Here is a 22110-nt window from a genome sequence, read left to right on the forward strand (position 1 = left end):
TGGCCAGAAGCCGCTCAAGACTTCCTCGAACAGGCCTCATACATAGATGCAACCGGGTAGCAGTGTTCAAAAGCAGGTTGAATGTGGGGGCGAGTTCATACATAGCAGCTGACGGAGCCTGCGGCTACAAAGTCATGTGTTTACAGAAAAGGTACGGGTGGCCTGCGTTTATTCAGGGTCGACCACCAGAACACCCATCCCAGAACCCTTATGTTTTGTTCTTCGATTTGCGGAGGTCTGAAGACTTCATCCGGGTATTCGGAGCTGTTGTGGCTGCGCATGCGTATCGCGTTGCCGGGTACCCGGCTCAGGTATTTGATGCGCAACATGCCGTCGTGCTCGATGGCGTAAATCTCTCCGTCGACAATTTGCGTGAGCCCGCGGTCGATGGCGACGATGGAGCCATCCTCAATTTTTTCGGCCATGCTGTTGCCAACCATGCGAGCGCAGATGGCATCGGCGTGGTTGATTTCCAGGGAGTCAAGATCGTTGCGCGGCAGGCGGATCGATTCGCTGGGGTCTTTGATCACATGGTTTTTGTCGGAGCCGGGGGCAGTGGCCGCTTCTTTGTAAAAGGGTAGTTCGATATCGACTGGGTCGATGACCCGATAGGTGCCCCGGATTGACTGGGCGTCGAAGGTATTGCCGGATGCGTCGACCAGATGCAATGCCCTGGCGTCTTGCGGTCCTTCGCCGGTTTTCAGCCATTCAGTGTTCACGGACAGTCTCCTGGCGACATCTTCCATGCGGTAGTCAGGCACTCCGCGGGTATACCAGTTATGGACCGTTTGAGGGTCGGAAATACCCAGGAATTCGGCAAATCTCGTCGTCGTGATTTGTAGCTCTTTCAGGAGCATTCTGAATCGTGGGCCGCAGGTTTTGTTCTTTTTCATAAACACGAGTCTAGCCTTGCGGCATAAGGCTTTGATTCAACAAACCGTTCAAATCTGGCGTGAAATTTAAGTCCTGATGTAAGACGTCTTTTGTAAAAATTAAACAAGAAAAAACCGGTTTGCCCGCCCGTTAAATGTGCTGTTGAATGTGATATTCAAACGCCCACAAAAAACCCCGGATCAACCGGGGTTCTTCGTTGTAGCCGTTCGTGAGAGACGGCTATCAGCCTTTATAGGCCGCAACCGACTTCATGATCTCGGTGCGAGCGGCTTCTGCGTCGCCCCAACCTTCGATCTTCACCCATTTGCCTTTTTCGAGGTCTTTGTAGTTCTCGAAGAAGTGCTTGATCTGTTCCAGCAGCAGAGGTGGCAGATCGGTGTATTCCTTCACGTCGACGTACAGCTGGGACAGCTTGTCGTGTGGGACTGCGATGACTTTGGCATCGCCGCCGCCGTCGTCGGTCATGTGCAGGATGCCGACCGGACGGGCGCGGATGACCGAGCCTGGAGCAACCGGGTAAGGGGTCACGACCAGCACGTCGAGGGGGTCACCGTCATCAGCCAGGGTGTTCGGGATGAAACCGTAGTTGGCCGGGTAGAACATCGGGGTGGCCATGAAACGGTCAACGAACAGGCAATCGCTGTCTTTGTCGATTTCGTATTTGATCGGCGCGTGGTTGGCCGGAATCTCGATCGCGACGTAGATGTCGTTCGGCAGGTCTTTGCCAGCCGGAATCTTGCTGTAGCTCATTGGGCGGTGCCCCCGTTAGTTGACCAAAATCACTTGGCCGGATTGACCAAAAAGTGGCGGCGATTATAGGCATATTCCGCCGCCGATGCTATGTACCAGAGGTCGTAGAGACCTTAGTCGCGTGCCTGATAGACCGGGTCTTCGGCCAGAAGTTGCCGCAGCCGGGCCAGAGGGTCCTGGCGATAAAACAGCTTCAGCTGCTCATACACCAGAGGATACGCCTCGTGCAGTAAATCCGGGGCGCTAAAGAAGTATTCGCTGGTGACTGCGAAGAATTCGGCCGGGTTTTCCACAGCGTACGGGTCGATGGCGGTTTCTGCATCCGGGTTGCGGTCCAGTTGCCGATCCAGGTCGTCGTAAGCTTCTTGCATGACCTTGGCCCAGTCGCTGACCCGCATGTCGGTGTGCAGCGGTGGCAGGCCGTTGGCGTCGCCGTTGAGCATGTCGAGTTTATGCGCGAGTTCGTGGATCACCAGGTTGTAGCCTTCCCAGCCACCACTGGCCATCACGCCGGGCCACGCGAGGATGATCGGGCCTTGCTGCCAGGCTTCGCCGCTGTGTTCGCCGTCCCATTCGTGCTCGACGCCGCTGGCATCGCGATGGCGCTGGGGGCTGAGAAAGTCGTCGGGGTAGAGGACGATTTCGTGGAAACCCTGATACCAGTTCAGATCGCCCAGGTGCAGCAGTGGCAGTTGCGCTTGGGCGGCAAGCAGCAGTCGCTGCTCCTGGTGGAGTTCGACGCCGGGCAGGGCGGTCAGGTGTTTGTCCTGGAGGAACAGCACGCTGGCTTCGCGCAGCCACCGGTCTTCAGCGGCGCTGAGGCCATCGAGAAAACTCAAGTGATGGCGCACCCGCTGCCACATGTCGTCGGCAATCGGGTGTTTGGCCAAGATGCGCCGGCGACGCCAGGCGCTAAGGGACCACACGGTGAATCAGCGCGATTGGGCTTTGGACGCGGCGTTGCCGAAGCGGCTGCGGATGATGCTGATGATCATCGGTAACAGCGACAGCAGGATGATGCCCACTACCAGCAGTGACAGGTTCTTTTTGATGAACGGTACATTGCCGAAGAAGTAACCGAGGGTCACCAGGCCACCCACCCAGAGGATCGTGCCCAAAACACTGAAGGCGAAGAAACGCGGGTAGGGCATTTTGGCCACGCCGGCGACAAATGGTGCAAAGGTACGAATGATCGGCATGAAACGCGCCAACGTCACCGTTTTGCCACCGTGCTTGTCATAGAAGTCGTGAGTTTGCTGCAGGTAGTCGCGGCGGAAGATTTTCGAGTTCGGGTTGCTGAACAAACGCTCACCCGCCGTTCGTCCGATCACATAGTTGGTGCTGTCGCCAAGGATCGCCGCCAGCATCAGCAGGCCGCCCAGCAGCACCGGGTCCATGCCGCCGCCGGCTGCTACTGCTCCCGCGATGAACAGCAGGGAGTCGCCCGGCAGGAATGGCATCACCACCAGGCCGGTTTCGCAGAAGATCACCAGGAACAGAATGGCGTAAATCCATGGCCCGTAGTTGGTTACCAGCAAATCGAGGTAAACATCGAGATGCAGAATAAGGTCGAGCGGGTTGAAATCCATGGAAAGCACCTGAAGTGACGGCCCGACTCGGCAGGCCTGTGCGGATGACTTCGCGAAAGGCTACAGACGGGTGTAGTTTTTCTTACAAGCCGGGAAGGTCGGCATTATACGGGCTAAGAGGTGAAAATCGCGTTGAGTTTGTAGCGGGGGATTTCGGAGCGCAGTGAGAGAAGATCGCAGCCTCTGGCCGTACCCGCAAGGGCTGCGATTTTTTCGGCTTACAGCTCGTCGCTGATCGGCAACACGTAGTTCTTGAACTCGGTGTCTTCCTTGAATCCGATGGATTCGTAGGTTTTCCGTGCGACTTCGTTATTGCTGCTGGTGGAAACGCGCATGCGTACAGCGTTGGTTTCCTTGGCCATTTTCTTCGCGGTGCGGATGAGGTTGTCGGCCACCAATTGGCGGCGGGCCTCTTCGGCGACATAGATGTCGTTGAGGATCCACACGCGCTTCAGCGAAAGGGACGAAAAGCTCGGATACAACTGACAGAAACCCATCAGTTTGTTGCTGTCGTCATCGGCCAGGGCCAGGTAGATCACCGACTCCTTGCGACGCAGGCGCTTTTCAAGGAACGCCCGGGACGAGTCCGGATAAGCCAGGGAGCCATAAAACTCGCGATATTTGACGAACAACGGGGTCAACAGGTCCAGGTGTTCGAGGGTCGCTTGAATAATCCGCATGGTAGGTCTCGTCTTCAAGTGGCTGTCTTCACGTACTGTGACGGCGAACGGTTCTCACTCGAGCAGCCGTGTTTCGATCCTGCCTGAAACTGAATCAGAAACGCAATGCGGAAACGGTTCAGGCATCCGGCAGACTCAGTAGGAAATTACCTTTCATGTCCGCTCCTGCGTCCGACTCCAGTGTCAGAACCTGGGCTTCGTCCTTCAGATTGACCCCTGACAACTGCCGTCGGCAGGCTTCGCGCATCAAATACAGCAAACGGTGTGCCGCCATGCCGTAACTCAGGCCTTCGAGTCGGACGTTGGAGATGCAGTTGCGGTAGGCATCCGTCAGCCCCACCTTTGGATTGTAGGTGAAATACAGCCCCAGGCTGTCCGGGGAACTGAGGCCAGGGCGTTCGCCGATCAGGATTACCACCATTTTCGCACCCAGCAGCTCGCCGATCTCATCGGCTACGGCGACCCGCCCCTGTTCCACCAGAATGACCGGTGAGACGGACCAGCCGTCATTCACAATCTGCTCTTCCATCCGTTCCAGAAACGGCAGGGTATGGCGATGAACGGCCAACGCCGACAACCCATCGGCAACGACAATGGCCAGATCGACACCGCCGGGATTGGCCAATGCGTAATCGCGCAGTGCCTGCGCCGATTCATCACTCAGCTTTCGCCCCAAATCGGGGCGTTGCAAATAACTGTTCCGGTCCGTAGCGGCGCTGTGCAGCAGCAAACTGGCACGCCCGCGTTCAGCCAGTTGTGAGCTGAGCCCCGCGTGGTCGAACGGCAAGTGCACCGCATCCCGCGCCTGAGCGTGGGCGTACTGGAAATCCAGCTGCGCGCTGGTTGGCATGCTGGTGCCGGTTCTTCCCAAGGCGATCCGTGCCGGCGTCAGGCGACGCAGTTCCAGCAACGGGTTCTGTGGATCAGCGGGTGGTTTATCCATTTCAACACTCATCCCAGTTGCGCCATCGCTTGGCGGAAGGCCGGCGGCAGGCTGTCGCCGAAGTGAATCTTGCCGTCTGCCTGGGTGAAGATGCCCATTTTGGCCAGCCACTGTTCGAATTCCGGCGCTGGTTTCAAGCCCAGCGTCTGGCGCGCGTAAAGGGCGTCGTGGAACGAAGTGGTCTGGTAGTTGAGCATAATGTCGTCGGAGCCTGGGATGCCCATGATGAAGTTGATCCCGGCCACGCCCAGCAGGGTCAGCAGGGTGTCCATGTCGTCCTGGTCGGCTTCGGCGTGGTTGGTGTAACAGATGTCGCAACCCATGGGCACGCCCAGGAGCTTGCCGCAGAAGTGGTCTTCGAGGCCGGCGCGAATGATCTGTTTACCGTTGTAGAGGTATTCCGGGCCAATGAATCCTACGACGGTGTTCACCAGGAACGGTTTGAAATGTCGCGCAACGGCGTAGGCGCGGGTTTCGCAGGTCTGTTGATCGATGCCGTGGTGGGCGTTGGCTGACAGGGCGCTGCCTTGGCCGGTCTCGAAATACATCAGATTCTGGCCCAGGGTGCCGCGATTCAGGCTCAAACCGGCGTCATAGCCTTCTTGCAGTACATTCAGGTTGATACCGAAACTGGCGTTGGCCGCCTCGGTGCCGGCGATCGACTGGAACACCAGATCCAGCGGAACGCCGCGATTTATTGCCTCAATGGACGTGGTGACATGCGTCAGTACGCAGGCCTGGGTCGGAATCTCGTAGCGCTGAATGATCGCGTCGAGCATTTCCAGAATGGCGCAGATCGAGGAGATGCTATCGGTGGCCGGGTTGATGCCGATCATCGCGTCCCCGTTACCGTACAGCAGGCCGTCGAGAATGCTCGCGGCGATACCGGCCGGTTCGTCGGTCGGGTGGTTGGGTTGCAGGCGGGTGGATAGGCGACCGCGCAGGCCCATCGTGCCGCGGAATTTTGTAACAACACGGATTTTTTGCGCCACCAGCACCAGATCCTGCACGCGCATGATCTTCGACACGGCGGCGGCCATTTCCGGGGTCAGGCCTGGCGCGAGGGCGCGCAGGCTCTGTTCGTCGGCGGCATCACTGAGCAGCCAGTCGCGAAAACCGCCAACAGTGAGGTGGCTGACGGCGGCGAATGCTTGTTTGTCGTGAGTGTCGATGATCAGTCGGGTGACTTCATCGGCCTCGTACGGAATGAGTACTTCTTGCAGGAAGTGGCTGAGCGGGATGTCAGCGAGGGCCATCTGCGCGGCCACACGTTCGCCATCGTTGAGGGCGGCGACGCCGGCCAGAAAATCCCCGGAGCGCGCCGGACTAGCCTTGGCCATGACGTCCTTGAGGCTCTCGAAGCGATAGGTCTGGGCGCCGACGGAATGGGCAAATGCGGCCATGGGACGGGGTCCTCCTGGTTCAATAAATGACTCAAATACACCACCGAACCCCTGTGGGAGCGGGCTTGCTCCTACATTGAGAACTGCGTGCACTTCAATAAGGCAGGCGCCGGGAATCAGCCCGGCGCCGGTGCAACTCAGACGCCTTCGAGCATCGCGTCCGCCGGCGCATCGAAGCGCTGCTTGGCGGTCAATTGGAAATACAAGTAACCGGCAGCCATAAACCCGAGGAACACACACCCGATCAGTGTGTTGAACCAGGCCATCGCCACCAGGCACACCACCGCCAGAAACAGCGCAATCCCTGGCACGATCGGGTAGCCCGGCGCGCGGAAGGTGCGTTCAAGGTTCGGCTCGGTTTTACGCAGTTTGAACAGGCTCAGCATACTGATGATGTACATCACGATGGCACCGAATACCGACATAGTGATCATTGCTGCCGTCAGGGTCATGCCTTGCAGGTTGACCAGACCGTCGCTGTAGATCGCCGCGATGCCGATCACGCCGCCGGCCAGGATCGCCCGGTGCGGAGTCTGGAAGCGCGAGAGCTTGGCCAGGCCGCGAGGCAGGTAACCGGCCCGGGCCAGCGCAAAGAACTGCCGCGAGTAACCAAGAATGATCCCGTGGAAACTCGCCACCAGTCCGAACAGGCCGATCCACACCAGCATGTGCATCCAGCTCGAATTGTTGCCGACCACGGCTTTCATTGCCTGAGGCAACGGATCGTTGATGTTCGCCAGTTGACGCCAGTCGCCGACACCGCCCGCCATCACCATCACGCCGATGGCCAGGAACACCAGGGTCAGAATGCCACTGACATAAGCCCTGGGAATCGTGCGTTTCGGGTCCTTGGCTTCTTCGGCCGCCATCGCCGCGCCTTCAATCGCAAGGAAAAACCAGATCGCAAAGGGGATCGCCGCAAAGATGCCGGGAATTGAGCCCATGGTGAACTCGTTGGCACCCGACCAGCCGTTAAGCGCGAAATTGCTGAAGCTGAAGCCCGGCGCAACGACGCCCATGAACACCAGCAATTCGGCGACCGCCAGCACGGTGACGACCAGTTCAAACGTCGCGGCGATGCTGACGCCGAGGATATTCAAGCCCATGAACACGAAATAGGCGCCAACGGCAGCGATCTTGGGGTCCAGTTCCGGGTATTGCACGTTGAGGTAGGCGCCAATGGCCATGGCAATCGCCGGGGGCGCAAAGACGAATTCGATCAGGGTGGCGATGCCGGCGATCAGTCCGCCTTTCTCACCAAAGGCTCGCCGGCTGTAGGCAAACGGCCCGCCCGCGTGGGGAATCGCGGTAGTCAATTCGGTGAAGCTGAAGATGAAACAGGTGTACATCGTCGCCACCATCAACGCGGTGACGAGGAAACCCAGGGTCCCTGCGGTGCCCCAGCCGTAACTCCAGCCGAAATACTCGCCGGAAATCACCAGGCCGACGGCAATGCCCCATAAATGCAGGGTGCCGAGTGTGGGTTTGAGCTGTGTAGTAGAAGTCATAAGTCCTCGCTGTCTTTTTTATTTTTTGATTTATTGGACTTTCAGGTGCGACGTTTTCGTGTGGAGCGGGCACGCAAAGCCCGTGCCAGAGCGGCAGGGCGATATTCGTTGTGTCATTTAGGGCGCCATCGCGAGCAAGCTCGCTCCCACATTGGTTGTGTGAACACTGGAGATCCAGTGTGGGAGCGAGCTTGCTCGCGATGACTCTTGAAAGGGCGACACAGGAATACCTGCATCGCCCCCGGTTTTTAGAAGAAGCCCAACGGATTGATGTCGTAGCTCACCAGCAGGTTTTTGGTCTGCTGATAGTGATCGAGCATCATTTTGTGGGTTTCACGGCCGACGCCGGACTTTTTGTAACCGCCGAACGCGGCGTGCGCCGGGTACAGGTGGTAGCAGTTGGTCCACACACGACCGGCCTTGATGGCGCGGCCCATGCGATAGGCACGGTTGATGTCGCGGGTCCAGAGGCCGGCACCGAGGCCGAACTCGGTGTCGTTGGCGATGGCCAGGGCTTCGGCTTCGTCCTTGAACGTGGTGATGCTCACCACCGGGCCAAAGATTTCTTCCTGGAACACACGCATTTTGTTGGTGCCCTTGAGCAGGGTCGGCTGGATGTAATACCCGGTCGCCAGGTTGCCCTCGAGTTTTTCCACCTTGCCGCCGGTCAGCAGCTCGGCGCCTTCGCCCTTGGCGATTTCCAGGTACGAAAGGATTTTGTCGAATTGCTGCTCGGACGCCTGGGCGCCGACCATGGTGTCGGTGTCCAGCGGGTCGCCACGTTTGATCGACAGCACTTTCTTCATCACGACTTTCATGAAGTCGTCGTAGATCGACTCTTGCACCAATGCGCGGGAAGGGCAGGTGCAAACTTCGCCCTGGTTGAAGAACGCCAGCACCAGGCCTTCGGCGGCTTTTTCGATGAAGGTTTCTTCGGCTTGCATGATGTCGGCGAAGAAGATGTTCGGCGACTTGCCACCCAGCTCCACGGTGGACGGAATGATGTTTTCGGCAGCGCATTTCATGATGTGCGAACCGACCGGGGTCGAGCCGGTGAAGGCGATTTTGGCGATGCGTTTGCTGGTGGCCAGCGCTTCGCCGGCTTCTTTGCCGAAACCTTGCACGACGTTCAGCACGCCCGGCGGCAGCAGGTCGCCGATCAGCTCCATCAGCACGGTAATGCCCAGCGGCGTTTGTTCGGCCGGCTTGAGCACCACGCAGTTACCGGCAGCCAGGGCCGGGGCGAGTTTCCAGGCGGCCATCAGGATCGGGAAGTTCCACGGGATGATCTGCCCGACCACGCCCAGTGGTTCATGGATGTGATAGGCCACGGTATTGCCGTCGATTTCGGCGGCGCTGCCTTCCTGGGCGCGGATGCAGCCAGCGAAGTAGCGGAAGTGGTCGGCGGCCAGCGGGATGTCGGCGTTGAGGGTTTCACGCACGGCTTTGCCGTTGTCCCAGGATTCGGTGATTGCCAGGACTTCCAGGTTCTGTTCGATGCGGTCGGCGATTTTCAGCAGCACCAGCGAGCGCGCCTGGGCGGACGTGGCGCCCCAGGCATCGGCGGCCGCGTGGGCAGCGTCCAGGGCCTTTTCGATGTCTTCGGCCGTGGAGCGCGGGAATTCGGCAATCGGTTGGCCATTGACTGGCGAGGTATTGGTGAAGTACTGACCTTTGACAGGCGCGACGAACTCGCCGCCGATGTAGTTACCGTATTTACTCTTGAACGAAACGATAGCGCCTTCAGTACCGGGGTGAGCGTAACGCATAGTGATTTCTCCTTGGCTTTTGTACTTATCAGAGAGGCGCATGTGCGCTTGCTATAAGCGTAGAGCAAAGGTCGGGCCACTGCCTTGCAGGTCAGGCAAATCAAGGCCTTACGTTACTTTTGTCGGACAGGCGGACCGCGCCTGTGACGCTTTCGGTACAGCCCCCGTGACACTTTGTACCGCTTGCGGCACAACCTGTGACCGTGCGGTCTTGCCAGCATTGCAATGAAGGCTAGGCTGGAGGATGCTCGGCGTTCGTGTGAACGCATTGCCCTTGTAGCAGCTGCCGAAGGCTGCGTTCGAGGGCGAAGCACTCGCTTCGATTTCTGCAACTAATCCGATGCTCAGGTTTACGGCTGCTTCGCAGCCGGACGCAGCCTTCGGCAGTTGCTACATAGAAGCGAGCCAGACTCTGCGGGGAGAACAATAAGAAATGCACGACAACCATTTGAGTCGCCATGCCCAGCAGGTCCTGACCGTCACTCAGGGGAAATCCCACCTGCACGGTCCCGGCAGCGATCCGTCGATTGCCCGTTCCTGGCTCCGCTGTCTTGAGGATTATCACCTCGACCCGGCCCTGACCATGGCGCCGACGGTGCTGGAACATGGCCGCGTCCTGGAAAGCCGCGAGCGCTTGCAGCAAGTGCTGCACATCGCCGGCAGCGAAATGACCAGCCTTCATCAGCAACTCTCCGGTGCCGGCCATGCGGTCCTGCTGACCGACGCCCGCGGCGTGATCCTCAATTGCGTGACCGCGCCTGCCGAACGGAAGATTTTCGAGCGCGCCGGCCTCTGGCTCGGTGCGGACTGGAGCGAAGCCTGCGAAGGCACCAACGGCATCGGCACCTGTCTGGTGGAGCGTCAGTCGCTGACCATCCACCAGGACGAGCACTTCCGCGGCCGTCACACCGGCCTGACCTGCTCGGCGAGCCCGGTGTTCGACCCACACGGCGAACTGCTGGCGGTGCTCGACGTGTCCTCGGCGCGCCATGAGGTCTCTCGTCAAAGCCAGTTCCACACCATGGCCCTGGTCAATCTTTCGGCGAAGATGATCGAGAGCTGCTACTTCCTGCGTTATTTCGACAATCAATGGTTGCTGCGTTTTCACCTTCAGGCCGAATCCGTCGGGCTGTTCAGCGAAGGATTGCTGGCGTTTGACGGGGAAGGGCGGATCAGCGCGGTCAACCAGAGTGCGCTGAACCTGCTGGGGCATATTCGCGGAGGGCTGCTGGGCAAACCGGTGGAGGCGTTTTTCGATTGCTCGCTGGATGAATTGCTCGGCCGCGCCAGCGTCAATGCCAGCGCCAGTTGGCCGTTGCGTACGCGCGACGGGCGGAGTCTGTTTGCGCTGTTGCGCGGGCAGCCACGCAGCGTTCCGGTGCCGGTGGTGCAAAGTCCGGTGATCGCCGAACCTTCGCGCTTGTCGGGCATTTGTCTGGGCGACACGGGGTTACAGGAAGACTTCCGCAAATCCTTGCGCGTGTTCGAGCGGGACGTACCGCTACTGATCAACGGCGAAACCGGATCCGGCAAAGAAGCATTTGCCAAAGCCGTCCACCAGGCCAGCCAGCGAGCAGAAAAAGCCTTCGTCGCCCTCAATTGCGCCGCCATTCCCGAAAGCCTGATCGAGAGCGAACTGTTTGGCTATCGCGGCGGCAGCTTTACCGGCGCTCGCAAGGAAGGCATGCGCGGCAAGTTGCAGCAGGCTGATGGCGGGACTCTGTTCCTCGATGAAATCGGCGACATGCCCCTGGCCTTGCAGACCCGGCTATTAAGGGTGCTGGAAGATCGTCAGGTGGTGCCGATCGGCGGTGAGCCGGAATCGGTCAATGTGCGGATCATCAGCGCCACTCACCGTAATCTGCTGGAACGTGTGCAGGACGGCAGCTTCCGCGAGGATTTGTATTACCGGCTCAATGGGCTGGAAGTTGCTTTGCCGGCGTTGCGTGATCGCAGTGATAAGTCCCAGTTGCTCGACTTTTTGCTGGCTGAAGAGGCCGGCGGGGAAACCGTATTGATCGACGGTCCGGCACGCCAGGCGTTGCTGGCCTTCGCCTGGCCGGGGAACGTGCGGCAGTTACGCAATGTGTTGCGCACGTTAGCGGCGCTGTGTGACGGCGGGCGGATCGGGCTGGAGGATTTGCCGGCGATGATTCGTCAGGCCCGGCCGGTTCCGGTTGTTGCCGTTGAAGAGCCTTCGGACCATCCGCTGGATGACGCTGAGCGGCTGGCGTTGCTGAATGCGCTGGAACAGACGCGCTGGCATATGACACATACGGCTGAACAACTTGGCGTCAGCCGTAATACGCTTTATAGAAAGCTGCGTAAACACGGCATCGCCCGGTAAACCGCTTTTGTGGCGAGGGAGCTTGCTCCCGTTCGGCTGCGCAGCAGTCGTAAATCCAGGGTTCGCGGTGTATCTGAAAAAAAGGAGGTGGCCGGTTTTGGGGCCGCTGCGCGACCCAGCGGGAGCAAGCTCCCTCGCCACAGAGACCGGGACACCATCAGCTAAAGAGTGCGATTTTTCCCACCCTACGCTAACCTGCGGCCATGTTTTACGAGGTCGACTAATGCACATTCACATTCTTGGTATCTGCGGCACTTTCATGGGTTCGATGGCGGTTCTGGCCAAAGAGCTGGGCCATCACGTGACGGGCTCCGATGCCAACGTCTATCCGCCGATGAGCACTCAGCTGGAGGCTCAGGGCATTGAGTTGACCCAAGGCTATGACCCGGCGCAGCTCGATCCGGCACCGGATCTGGTGGTGATCGGCAATGCGATGTCTCGCGGCAACCCGGCTGTCGAATACGTGCTGAATAAAGGCCTGCCCTACGTCTCCGGCCCGCAATGGCTGTCAGATCACGTGTTGCAAGGTCGCTGGGTGCTGGCCGTCGCCGGTACTCATGGCAAAACCACCACCAGCAGCATGCTCGCCTGGGTGCTGGAGCACGCGGGCATGAGCCCGGGTTTCCTGATCGGCGGCGTGCCGCAAAACTTCTCGGTGTCCGCTCGTCTGGGTGATACCCCATTCTTCGTGATCGAAGCCGACGAGTACGACAGCGCGTTCTTCGACAAGCGCTCCAAGTTCGTTCACTACCGCCCGCGCACGGCGATTCTGAACAACCTGGAATACGATCATGCCGACATCTTCCCCGATCTGCCCGCTATCGAGCGGCAGTTCCACCATTTGGTGCGGACTATTCCGAGCGAAGGCCTGGTGATCCATCCGACCACCGAGCCTGCGTTGCAGCGTGTGATCGAGATGGGCTGCTGGACCCCGGTGCAAACCACCGGTGCCGGCGGTCAGTGGCAGGTCAAACTGCTCAGCGAAGACGGTTCGAAGTTTGAAGTGATGTTCGAAGGTGTTGCCCAAGGTGTGGTCGAGTGGGACATGACCGGCCAACACAACGTCGCCAACGCGCTGGCCACGTTGGCTGCGGCGCGCCACGTCGGTGTTGTGCCATCCATGGGCATCGCGGCGCTGAGTGCATTCAAAAGCGTCAAGCGCCGGATGGAGAAAGTCGCAGAGGTCCGTGGCATTACCATCTACGACGACTTCGCTCACCATCCGACGGCGATTGCGACGACCCTCGACGGGCTGCGTAAGCGCATCGGCGATGCACCGTTGATTGCGATCATCGAGCCGCGCTCCAACTCCATGAAGCTCGGTGCTCACCGCGACGGCTTGCCGGAAAGCGTGGTCGATGCCGATCAAGTGATCTGGTACGCGCCGGCCAACCTCGGTTGGGATCTGGGGGCTACTGCTGCGTTGTGCACGGTGCCGTCGATCGTCAGTGATTCGCTGGAAGGCATCATCGAACGTGTGAAGAGCCAGGCCCAGCCCGGCACTCACGTGGTGATCATGAGCAACGGCGGCTTCGGCGGCCTGCACGGCAAACTCGCCGAGGCGCTGCGATGAACAATGGCCCGGAACGCATCACGCTGGCGATGACCGGCGCTTCCGGCGCCCAGTACGGTTTGCGCCTGCTTGACTGCCTGATTCGCGAAGACCGCGAAGTGCACTTCATGATCTCCAAGGCTGCGCAACTGGTGATGGCCACCGAGACTGACGTTACGTTGCCGCCCAAACCCCAGATGATGCAGGCCTTCCTCACCGAATACACCGGCGCTGCCGCCGGGCAGATTCGGGTGTATGGCAAGGAAGACTGGATGTCGCCAGTGGCCTCGGGCTCTGGCGCGCCGGCGGCGATGGTGGTGGTGCCGTGTTCCACCGGGACCTTGTCGGCCATCGCGACGGGTGCCTGCAACAACCTGATCGAACGTGCCGCGGATGTGACGTTGAAGGAGCGCCGTCAGCTGATTCTGGTGCCGCGTGAGTCGCCGTATTCGAGCATCCATCTGGAGAACATGCTCAAGTTGTCGAACATGGGCGTGACGATTTTGCCGGCGTCGCCTGGCTTTTATCATCAGCCGCAAACCATCGACGACCTGATCGACTTTGTCGTGGCGCGGATTCTCAATCTGCTGAACATTCCCCAGGACATGCTGCCGCGTTGGGGCGAACACCATCTGACCAGCGATGAATAAGCTGCTGGCGATTGTGCTGGCGCTGCAATTGGCTGGCTGCGCCACGGCGCGAACGCTTGATGCCGCCAAGCCTGGTGCACCGGTGGTGTATTCGGGGACGCGTCTGGATTTGTATGCCATGAACGGCGGCTGCTGCGCCATGGACCGCTTCGGCGCCGAAGCGCCGAGCTACCCCGGCATCGACCTGCCTGCCAGCGCGTTGCTCGACACGCTGCTGTTGCCGCTGTCGGTGCTCACGGTGATCGGGGTAAGTTTTCAGGCAACGGGCGGATTGTAAGACTGAGCGCGGCTCTTGTGGCGAGGGAGCTTGCTCCCGCTGGGCCGCAACGCGGCCCCAAAATAGGGACTGCTGCGCAGTCCAGCGGGAGCAAGCTCCCTCGCCACAGGTCCGCGGATTATTTGCCGAGTTTGCGCAACTCATCTGACTCAACAATCCGCACCCCATCCTGCTCTTCCAGCGCCAGTCGCCACATCGCGCGGGCCAGTTGGCAGGCTTCGATGCCGCGGTATTTGCCGGGGATCAAGCGGGACAAGGGGGCGACGAATTGCTCGGCCATACGCGGTTCCATACGCTCGCCCAGCAGCAGCGAAGGTCGGCAAATGGTCAGTTGCGGCCAGTCCTGTGCACGCAATGCATATTCCATCTCGCCTTTGACCCGGTTGTAGAGAATAGAGGACCTGCGATCAGCCCCCAGGGCACTGATCACGATCAGGTGCCGTGCGCCCATCTCCCGTGCACGTTTGGCGAATGCCACCACCATGTCCAGGTCTACCGCGCGAAACGCCTGTTCCGAGCCGGCTTTCTTGATTGTGGTGCCCAGGCAGCAATAGGCAATGTCGACACGACCATTCAATTGCGGCAGAAACACCGCAGGGTCGCCGACCGGGTTTTCCAGATGGGGATGTTCGGCCAAGGGCCGGCGTGAGGGCGCCAATACTCGTGAGATCGTGGGCTCATTGAGCAGGCGATCAAGTAAATGTTCACCGGTCAACCCGGTAGCTCCGGCAAGCAGTACGTGCTGAGGCGTCAAGTACATAGTGTTTCCCCCTTGATACTATTCAGCTTAGTTGCTCTTTGGGTCCTTGCTGTCGCTGGAAACACTTTGTAGTGCCTTGCGTGCCTGCTGCTTGCGTAACAGTTGCCAGTGGGAGAGGACGGTTTTCGGCGCCCAGATCTGCGGTTCAGAGGCTTCGAAGCTGTCCGCCAGTTCACGTTCGGCGACGGTGGCCTTGGCCTGTTTGAAGGCTTGCTCCAGATCGTCGGTCTGGTTCAGTGCCTGGGCGAACAGCGCGTCGCCGAAGTAGGTGAAGTTGGCTTCTTCCGAGCAGCCGAAGGACACGCGGTCAGCGCGCGAGGCGGTCATGATCAGGGTGCGTTCATCCTTGAGTGCCGGAATGAAGCCACCGGAGTAACAGGATGAAATCACGATGATTTTGTCGCGGTTTTTCAACGGAGAGAGCACTGCGGCAAGTTCGTCGGCCGGCAGATCAGACAGTTCCATGCGCGGCTGGTCGAGCACCAGTTCGTGTTCGCTGGTGCCGTGGCTGGTCAGGTAGATGAAGATCAAGTCTTCCGGGCCGCTGCGTTCGGCCAGGGTGGCGGCGGCGCGGCGCAGGTTTTCCCGGGTGGCCATCGGCCGGTCGACGAGGTGGTCGCGATGGTTCACCAGGCGGATCTGGCCAAACGCACCGAAGCGACTGTTGAGCATGTTGCTGACGTAATCGGATTCGCGCAGGAACACGCTTTGCTTGCCGTCACCGCCCAGGGTCAGGGTGTACAACTCGACTGCCGGGGTCGAAGCCGGCACGCTGGACAGTGCATCGTCGAGCAAACGGCCCTGGGCCAGCAAACCGAGTTCGAGGCTGTCGGGCAGCAGCTTGCCGTTGGCATCGCGAACACGCTGGCCAGCAATCCACGTTCCGTTTTGCACCGTGCCGTCAGTCAGCACCAGGGTGCCATGCCCCGAGTAACTGTCACCGTCGAATTGACCAATATAGAAGCTGCCGTCGGACAGGTTCAATCGACCTTGGCCGGCGAAGCGCCAGTCACTGAACTGGCCGATGTAATGGCTGCCGTCGGCCCCGATCAACTCGCCCTTGCCGTTCAGCGATCCTTCCTTGAATTGACCGAGCCAGACATCACCGTCGGCGTTCTCGTAACGGCCCTTGCCGTGCAGTTGGTTGTTCTTGAAGCCACCGACATAGATATCGCCATCGGCGCTGTTGAACGTCCCGTTGCCTTCGAGCTGACCGTCGACGAAATGCCCGGTGAACTGATTGCCGCTGGCGTCGCCCCGCTGGCCTTCGCCGTTGGGTTTGCCGTGGGCGAACTGGCCCTGATACGAGCTGCCGTCTTCGAGTTCGAGACGACCCAGCCCTGAATATTGATCGGCCTTGAATTCACCGCGGTAGGTCATACCGTTTTCTTTGAGGGTGCCTTCGCCGTCCCGTCGACCGGCTTTGAAACTGCCGGTGAAGCTGCTGCCGCTGGTGGTCAGTGTGCCCTTGCCGTCGAACAGCCCCAGACTGAATCCCCCGCGATAGACTTCGCCGTTACTGCCGTGCCATTCGCCCTGGCCATGCCATTGGCCCTTGTCGAAATCGCCGGCGTACCAGCTGCCGTTCGGGTAATCGATACGGCCCTGGCCTTGCAGCAATCCGTTGACCAGTTCACCGCGATAGCGTCCGCCGTCCGGCAAGCGGGCATCGGGGGGCAACAGCGATTCGCCGTCGCCGCAAGCGGTGAGCAATAGGGTCAGAGCGAGGAGTGCAAGTGGGCGCATAGCGGGATCCGGGCAATTAGGCGACCGAGTATGCCGCAGCTGTTTGACCTTATATAGCCAGTAAACAGGAGAGGGCGCGAAACAGCATGAGCTGCTTCGCATCCGGGATGGGTTACACGAAGCAGAGGGACAGTGGCTCGGCGATGTAGGCCGGTTTGTCCGAGCCTTCGATCTCAAGCGTGGCGGTGGCCTTGAGCAGCCATTGGCCGGGTTTCTTCTCGGTGACTTCGTTCATGTCGACCTTGAGTCGTACCCTGGAATTGACCTTCACTGGCTGGATGAAACGCACGGTATCCAGGCCGTAGTTGACCACCATCTTCGCTCCCTCAGGGAGGATCAGGATGTCTTCCATCAGTTTGGGGATCAGCGACAGAGACAGGAAACCGTGTGCAATGGTGCTGCCAAATGGCGTTTGCGCGGCTTTGACCGGGTCGACGTGGATGAACTGATAGTCCCCAGTGGCTTCGGCGAACAGGTTGATACGCTCCTGATCGATGGTGAGCCATTCGGAACGTCCGAGTTCCTTGCCGACATAATCTTTGAGCTCTGCAACTGGAACATAGGGCATTGAGACTCTCCTTGGGTTCATCGGTTTTATAGTTTTTGAGGTGGGGGGATTTGACCTCCCGGATTACCACTTTAGATCAACATGGCAAATGGCTCCGGTCAACTGACCATGATTTTGGCGAATGCCGGTCTATAGCGTTGGCGTGCTTATAATGCTCGGCCCGCTTGTGCGGGATGATATTGGCGGGAGATGACGGATGTTGTTACGTGGCCTGACCTGGCTGGTGCTGTTCCAATTGCTGGGCACAGCCCTCAACCACTTGTTTTTACCGGTGCTGCCGGGGCCGATTGTTGGCCTGCTGTTGCTGCTGGTGTTCCTGATCAGCCGTGGCCAGGTCGGCGAACCGCTGAGTCTCGCGGCCAGCAGTCTGTTGCGTTACCTGCCGTTGCTGCTGGTGCCGCCAGCCGTAGGCGTGATGGTTTACGCCAAGGACATTGCCGCGGATTTCTGGGCCATCGTCGGTGCGCTGGTGTTGTCTCTGTTGCTGTCCATGGCCTTCGCTGGCGTGCTGATGCAGCGCATGGTCAAGCGTCACGCTCATCGTGAGGACGGCCAATGATCTTCGACTGGCACGGCGCCTGGGCGTCGGTGATTCATCATCCGTTGTTCGGCATCGGTATTACGCTGGGGGCTTATCAGTTGGTGCTGGCGGCATTCGAGAAAACCCGCTGGATCTTCCTGCAACCGGTGCTGGTCTCGATGCTGCTGGTGATCGGCGTATTGGTGGGTTGCGGCCTGACCTATGCCGAGTACCGCAAGAGCACTGAGATCCTCAGCATCCTGCTCGGGCCTGCGACCGTTGCGCTGGCTGTGCCGCTGTACCTCAATCTGCGACGCATTCGGCAGTTGTTCTGGCCGATATTTACTACGCTGGTGATAGGTGGCGTCGTCGCCACCGGCATGGGCGTTTTGTTAGGCTGGTCGTTTGGTGCCGAACACATGATCCTGATGACCATGGCGCCGAAGTCGGTGACCTCGCCGATTGCCATGTTGGTAGCGGAGCAGATCGGTGGTGTTGCGGCGCTGGCGGCAGTGTTCGTGTTGATTACCGGAGTGATCGGGGCGATCTTCGGGCCGAGTCTTTTGACTCGGCTGGGTGTGCACAGCCCTGAGGCGCGCGGCATGGCACTGGGCATGACCGCCCACGCGGTAGGCACTGCGGTGGCAATGCAGGAAAATGAAGAATGCGGCGCCTTCGCGGCGCTGGCGATGAGTCTGATGGGCGTGGCCACGGCAGTTTTCCTGCCGTTGGCGGTGTCGATGGTGGTGTAAGGAAATGTCTATGAGCTTGCCGCTTTTTCCGCTGAACACGGTGTTGTTTCCTGGTTGCATCCTCGATTTGCAGATCTTCGAGGCGCGCTACCTGGACATGATCAGTCGCTGCATGAAACAGGGCGGCGGCTTCGGCGTGGTGTGCATCCTCGACGGCGAAGAAGTCGGCATCGCCCCGGCGGGCTACGCGCTGGTCGGGTGCGAGGCGCTGATCACTGATTTCAAACAGCAGGAAAATGGCTTGCTGGGCATTCGGGTGCAGGGCGGACGGCGTTTCCACGTGTTGCGCACCGAGGTTCAGCGCGATCAGTTGACCATTGCCGAGGTCGAGTGGCTGGAAGACGAACCTGAGCAACCGCTGCAGGACGAGGACGCCGACCTGGTTGCGCTGCTCAAAGCGTTGGCCGAACACCCGATGGTCGAAGCATTGAACATGGGTACCGAAGCAACCGGGCAGCAGTCGTTGGCCAATCAGTTGGCGTACCTGTTGCCGTTTGCCGAAGTGGACAAGATCGACCTGCTGCAACTCGATGATCCGCAACAGCGACTGGATGCGATTCAGGCGCTGCTGGATGAGTTGCAGGGTGAGTTGTTTGCCTGAGTGATGGGCGATGCGCCGTACTTAAATCGCTGGTTTTTTGCGTGCACAAAAAAGTCTTGCAGGTTTAACCATGCAAGGCTTTTTTTGATCAGTTTGGGTGTCAATTGGCCGCTAAGAGTAAAGTGGGTTGACTTTGTTTGGTCAGGTAGAGGTGTGGTCGTTTTAACGTGTCTACAACTTGATAATTATTAGCGAGGCCCTCGGTCGAAGAGGGCAGTCCGGTTATCCGGGTAGGGCAAAAAGTCACCTGTGACGTTCAACGAGGAGCTGACGGATAGTACTACGCAATCAATCTGTTGGTTATCGATGACGATGATGTAATGTTCGAATCTCTATTAATTCAGACCTGATAGTTGTGGTTTGCAGTTTTATTTTGAAGTAAGTGCGCCGTAGGTGGGTGCTTGTCGGGTTAACAACTTTATATTAGTCTTTGGTTTCGCTTGCAGGAAGCGGGCGAAGTAACCGACTAACTAATTAAGGAGTTAATGGCCGTGATGACTATTCAAAGCAATGAGCTGGAATTCTGGGATGACATTTTTGCGCGCTATCTGCAGGTGAAGGGGCATCAGGAAGGTTGGGAGTATGCTTTTAATAATGCAGGCCGGTTTGCAGACCTGGCGGTTGAAGAACGACGTGAGCGTAATCGCATCGAAGACAAACGTAAAGACGAAGAATAAAGGGCCGGCTGAGTCCAGCGTGACGTTCGTGTGAATTTTAAATGGAATTTCAAGGTGTATCATGGAGCAAAGCGAATTGAATTTGAAACACTCCTTCCTGGCGACTCTGGAGTTTGAAGGGAAGCCTGTTGTCATGAACTTTGAGCGGATGAAAAAACGCTTGGAAAATGACCGTTATAGCGTGCGCGAGCGTACCGAATTCGAGTTGATATTGCGTGGAGATAAGTATTCCAACTACTTGACGCTTGCTGACAAGGAAAGGCACGAGCCGCAATTGTTTTATTTTGAATGCCTGGGTGATAAATACACGATTCTGGTCGCCGAAGGCTCTGCTCAAGGGTTTTATTTGAGCATGGAAGGCTCGGAAAGAGTCTGTGTGCCTGCGGGAGAGGATCCGACCATGTTTCGTTTGCATGACGATCATAAAGTGGTGGTGTATGACAGGCCTGACGTAGATCTTTTTGGTATTCACCTTGTTAGTTGGTCGACAAAGAGTTCGGTGTTTAAGCTTGGAGAGAGAGGTGATTACTATTTTTCGGACAGTAAGGAGGGGAGGTCCGAATTTGCACTGTTCCCGGATTCGACGGAGTTCGCAGTCAGGGTGATTTCCTCGGGTCATGGACACTCGATTGAGCGCAATGGAATCCCCCATTTGCCGACTGCAAACAATTAATTACTCAGATTGAGCTTGCGCGCTTAGATGGCTGGCGTTCATCAACGGCCGGTCAATTGATCGGGTAACGCCCTGCTCCAGTCAGGGCGTTACCCGTTAGTACGCATACCGCAACATCGCATGGGGTAAATGCCGCAGCGCGAAGAACCCGAACAGCGCCACCAGTGCCGGTAACACCAGCCACCAGACCTTCGGTGGCAAGGCGTTGAGCGGCGCCGGGCGCTGACTCAGCCACAAGCTCGCCGCACACACGCACGCTGCCAGCATCGCGCCGGCCAGCACATCCGTCGGCCAGTGGGCGCCCAGGTACACCCGGGACAGGGCAATCGCCAGCGCTGGCAAGCAACCTAACAGCAGCCAGGTAAGGCGCATGCGCGGTGGTTGTCCGCGGCCGGCCAGCACGGCTAGCGTCAGAAACAGCGCAAAAGAGCCCGAGGCATGGCCGCTGGGCATGCTGTAGCTGGTCAGAGGATCGCTCAATACTTCCGGGCGTAGGCGGGCGAAAAAGTGTTTGGTCGCGGTGTTGCCCAGTGCGGTGAACAGCAGGGTGCTGCCGGCGAAAATCGCCTGGCGCCATTGCCGGGTGAGCAACAGCAAACCCGTCAGCAGGGCGCTGAACAACAGCATGTTGCGAAACTCGCCGATCAGCGTGAACGTCACCGCCACTTCATCGAGCAGCGGGCTTCGGTGTTCCTGCACCAGGGTCATCACACCCTGATCGAGGGCGGTCAGGTGCGGATAGCCGATAAACAGTCCCGCCAGAATCAGGAAGCTCATTCCGGTAATCATCATCGTCGCTTTGCGATGACGGCGCAGACTGCTGGTGGCGCTCAAGCCCACCATGACGACGATGCTACCGGCGACGATGCCGGCCTCAGGCCAGAAGCCCTCCGGCAAAGGCAAGCGAATCGCCGCGCCTGTGGCCCAACCGGGCAGCAGATACGCGACGCTCCAACCGGCGGCGGCTAGCAAGCTGACGGCGGCGAAGCGCGGGAAGGGCATGTCGAACATCCCGGCGACCATCGGCAACATCGGTCGCAGCGGACCGATGAAACGTCCGACCAACAGGCTGGCGATGCCGTAACGCTGGAAATACGCCTCGGCCCCGGCGATCCATTCCGGATGATGGCGCAACCCAGGCAGGCGCCGGATGTTCTGATGGAAATGTCGTCCGATGAAGTAAGAGACGATATCGCCCAGAACGCCGGCGACGAATCCCAGTAATAGCGTTTCGCCCAGCGACAGCGCACCGCTACCGGCCAGTACCGCCACGGCAAACAGCAATACCGTGCCGGGCACGATCAGCCCGGCAATCGCCAGGCATTCCACAAAGGCCACTATGAACACCGCCGCGGCCAGCCATTGCGGGTTGACCGTCAACCAACCGGTCACGCTATCGAGCCATGGGCCCATAAAAACAACTCCCTCTTATTAATTGACCCCCGCAGGAG

The 22110-nt window shown here is 59.0% G+C and carries 22 protein-coding genes; 9 read left to right on the forward strand and 13 right to left on the reverse strand.

Going from position 1 to position 22110, the window contains the following annotated elements:
• Positions 1-140 precede the first annotated feature (140 nt).
• From QF010_RS26650 to exaC, 9 genes are all read right to left on the reverse strand, one after another.
• Complete coding sequence (locus QF010_RS26650) at positions 141-893, reverse strand: S24 family peptidase (protein WP_033054118.1); 753 nt, start codon at positions 891-893, stop codon at positions 141-143.
• A gap of 223 nt (positions 894-1116) precedes the next feature.
• Positions 1117-1644, reverse strand: coding sequence for an inorganic diphosphatase (gene ppa, locus QF010_RS26655; protein WP_028620880.1), 528 nt, complete (start codon positions 1642-1644; stop codon positions 1117-1119).
• Positions 1645-1757: 113 nt separating this feature from the next.
• Positions 1758-2570 (reverse strand): M90 family metallopeptidase, encoded by an 813-nt coding sequence (locus tag QF010_RS26660; RefSeq protein ID WP_429534259.1) that lies wholly within the window; start codon positions 2568-2570, stop codon positions 1758-1760.
• Between the two features lie 6 nt (positions 2571-2576).
• On the reverse strand, positions 2577-3233 hold the full coding sequence (locus QF010_RS26665; RefSeq protein ID WP_033054121.1) for a DedA family protein: 657 nt from the start codon (positions 3231-3233) through the stop codon (positions 2577-2579).
• Between the two features lie 218 nt (positions 3234-3451).
• Positions 3452-3913, reverse strand: coding sequence for a GNAT family N-acetyltransferase (locus tag QF010_RS26670; protein ID WP_008153569.1), 462 nt, complete (start codon positions 3911-3913; stop codon positions 3452-3454).
• A 118-nt stretch (positions 3914-4031) separates the two neighbouring features.
• Positions 4032-4856: an ethanolamine ammonia-lyase subunit EutC gene (eutC, locus tag QF010_RS26675; RefSeq protein ID WP_429511817.1), complete on the reverse strand. Its 825-nt coding sequence runs from the start codon at positions 4854-4856 to the stop codon at positions 4032-4034.
• Between the two features lie 8 nt (positions 4857-4864).
• A complete protein-coding gene (locus QF010_RS26680) occupies positions 4865-6259 on the reverse strand; it encodes an ethanolamine ammonia-lyase subunit EutB (RefSeq protein WP_033054124.1) in 1395 nt (464 codons plus the stop codon).
• Between the two features lie 137 nt (positions 6260-6396).
• A complete protein-coding gene (gene eat, locus QF010_RS26685; protein WP_033054127.1) occupies positions 6397-7767 on the reverse strand; it encodes an ethanolamine permease in 1371 nt (456 codons plus the stop codon).
• 248 nt (positions 7768-8015) lie between these two features.
• A complete protein-coding gene (gene exaC / locus QF010_RS26690) occupies positions 8016-9536 on the reverse strand; it encodes an acetaldehyde dehydrogenase ExaC (RefSeq protein ID WP_033054129.1) in 1521 nt (506 codons plus the stop codon).
• Between the two features lie 433 nt (positions 9537-9969).
• Between exaC and QF010_RS26695 the strand changes: the two genes are divergently transcribed.
• The 4 genes from QF010_RS26695 (at position 9970) to QF010_RS26710 (ending at position 14362) form a co-directional block, all read left to right on the forward strand.
• Positions 9970-11883 (forward strand): sigma-54-dependent Fis family transcriptional regulator, encoded by a 1914-nt coding sequence (locus QF010_RS26695; protein ID WP_033054131.1) that lies wholly within the window; start codon positions 9970-9972, stop codon positions 11881-11883.
• 223 nt (positions 11884-12106) lie between these two features.
• Positions 12107-13456 (forward strand): UDP-N-acetylmuramate:L-alanyl-gamma-D-glutamyl-meso-diaminopimelate ligase, encoded by a 1350-nt coding sequence (gene mpl / locus QF010_RS26700; protein WP_033054133.1) that lies wholly within the window; start codon positions 12107-12109, stop codon positions 13454-13456.
• Complete coding sequence (gene ubiX, locus QF010_RS26705) at positions 13453-14085, forward strand: flavin prenyltransferase UbiX (RefSeq protein ID WP_033054135.1); 633 nt, start codon at positions 13453-13455, stop codon at positions 14083-14085. The genes mpl and ubiX overlap by 4 nt, the downstream gene beginning before the upstream one ends.
• The gene (locus QF010_RS26710; protein WP_033054137.1) at positions 14078-14362 is read left to right on the forward strand and encodes a YceK/YidQ family lipoprotein; all 285 of its coding nucleotides are present in this window, start codon (positions 14078-14080) and stop codon (positions 14360-14362) included. Before ubiX ends, QF010_RS26710 begins: the two co-directional genes overlap by 8 nt.
• 118 nt (positions 14363-14480) lie before the next feature.
• Here QF010_RS26710 and QF010_RS26715 read toward each other — a convergent pair whose 3' ends face one another.
• The 3 genes from QF010_RS26715 to QF010_RS26725 all read right to left on the reverse strand — a co-directional run bounded on the left by QF010_RS26715 (position 14481) and on the right by QF010_RS26725 (position 17436).
• Positions 14481-15122 (reverse strand): oxidoreductase, encoded by a 642-nt coding sequence (locus QF010_RS26715; RefSeq protein WP_033054138.1) that lies wholly within the window; start codon positions 15120-15122, stop codon positions 14481-14483.
• Positions 15123-15149: 27 nt separating this feature from the next.
• Positions 15150-16868 carry a C13 family peptidase gene (locus tag QF010_RS26720; RefSeq protein ID WP_033054140.1) on the reverse strand — a complete coding sequence of 573 codons (1719 nt, stop codon included), beginning with the start codon at positions 16866-16868 and terminating at the stop codon, positions 15150-15152.
• Between the two features lie 112 nt (positions 16869-16980).
• Positions 16981-17436, reverse strand: coding sequence for a MaoC family dehydratase (locus QF010_RS26725; protein ID WP_008152797.1), 456 nt, complete (start codon positions 17434-17436; stop codon positions 16981-16983).
• A 196-nt stretch (positions 17437-17632) separates the two neighbouring features.
• Here QF010_RS26725 and QF010_RS26730 point away from each other — a divergent pair, with 196 nt between their 5' ends.
• The 5 genes from QF010_RS26730 to QF010_RS26750 all read left to right on the forward strand — a co-directional run bounded on the left by QF010_RS26730 (position 17633) and on the right by QF010_RS26750 (position 20659).
• Positions 17633-17995 (forward strand): CidA/LrgA family protein, encoded by a 363-nt coding sequence (locus tag QF010_RS26730; protein ID WP_429534260.1) that lies wholly within the window; start codon positions 17633-17635, stop codon positions 17993-17995.
• Positions 17992-18708 carry an LrgB family protein gene (locus QF010_RS26735; protein ID WP_008152800.1) on the forward strand — a complete coding sequence of 239 codons (717 nt, stop codon included), beginning with the start codon at positions 17992-17994 and terminating at the stop codon, positions 18706-18708. The genes QF010_RS26730 and QF010_RS26735 overlap by 4 nt, the downstream gene beginning before the upstream one ends.
• Before the next feature lie 10 nt (positions 18709-18718).
• Positions 18719-19309, forward strand: coding sequence for an LON peptidase substrate-binding domain-containing protein (locus QF010_RS26740; protein ID WP_033054142.1), 591 nt, complete (start codon positions 18719-18721; stop codon positions 19307-19309).
• Positions 19310-19800: 491 nt separating this feature from the next.
• Positions 19801-19986: a hypothetical protein gene (locus QF010_RS26745; RefSeq protein WP_156363895.1), complete on the forward strand. Its 186-nt coding sequence runs from the start codon at positions 19801-19803 to the stop codon at positions 19984-19986.
• 61 nt (positions 19987-20047) lie between these two features.
• Positions 20048-20659 carry a hypothetical protein gene (locus QF010_RS26750; RefSeq protein ID WP_050482759.1) on the forward strand — a complete coding sequence of 204 codons (612 nt, stop codon included), beginning with the start codon at positions 20048-20050 and terminating at the stop codon, positions 20657-20659.
• Between the two features lie 96 nt (positions 20660-20755).
• On the opposite strand, the gene QF010_RS26755 is transcribed toward QF010_RS26750, so the two are convergent.
• Positions 20756-22072, reverse strand: coding sequence for a bifunctional DedA family/phosphatase PAP2 family protein (locus QF010_RS26755; RefSeq protein WP_033054144.1), 1317 nt, complete (start codon positions 22070-22072; stop codon positions 20756-20758).
• Between the last annotated feature and the right edge of the window lie 38 nt (positions 22073-22110).

Origin of the sequence: Pseudomonas silensiensis, assembly GCF_050434865.1 — a bacterium.
GTDB lineage: Bacteria > Pseudomonadota > Gammaproteobacteria > Pseudomonadales > Pseudomonadaceae > Aquipseudomonas > Aquipseudomonas fluorescens_W.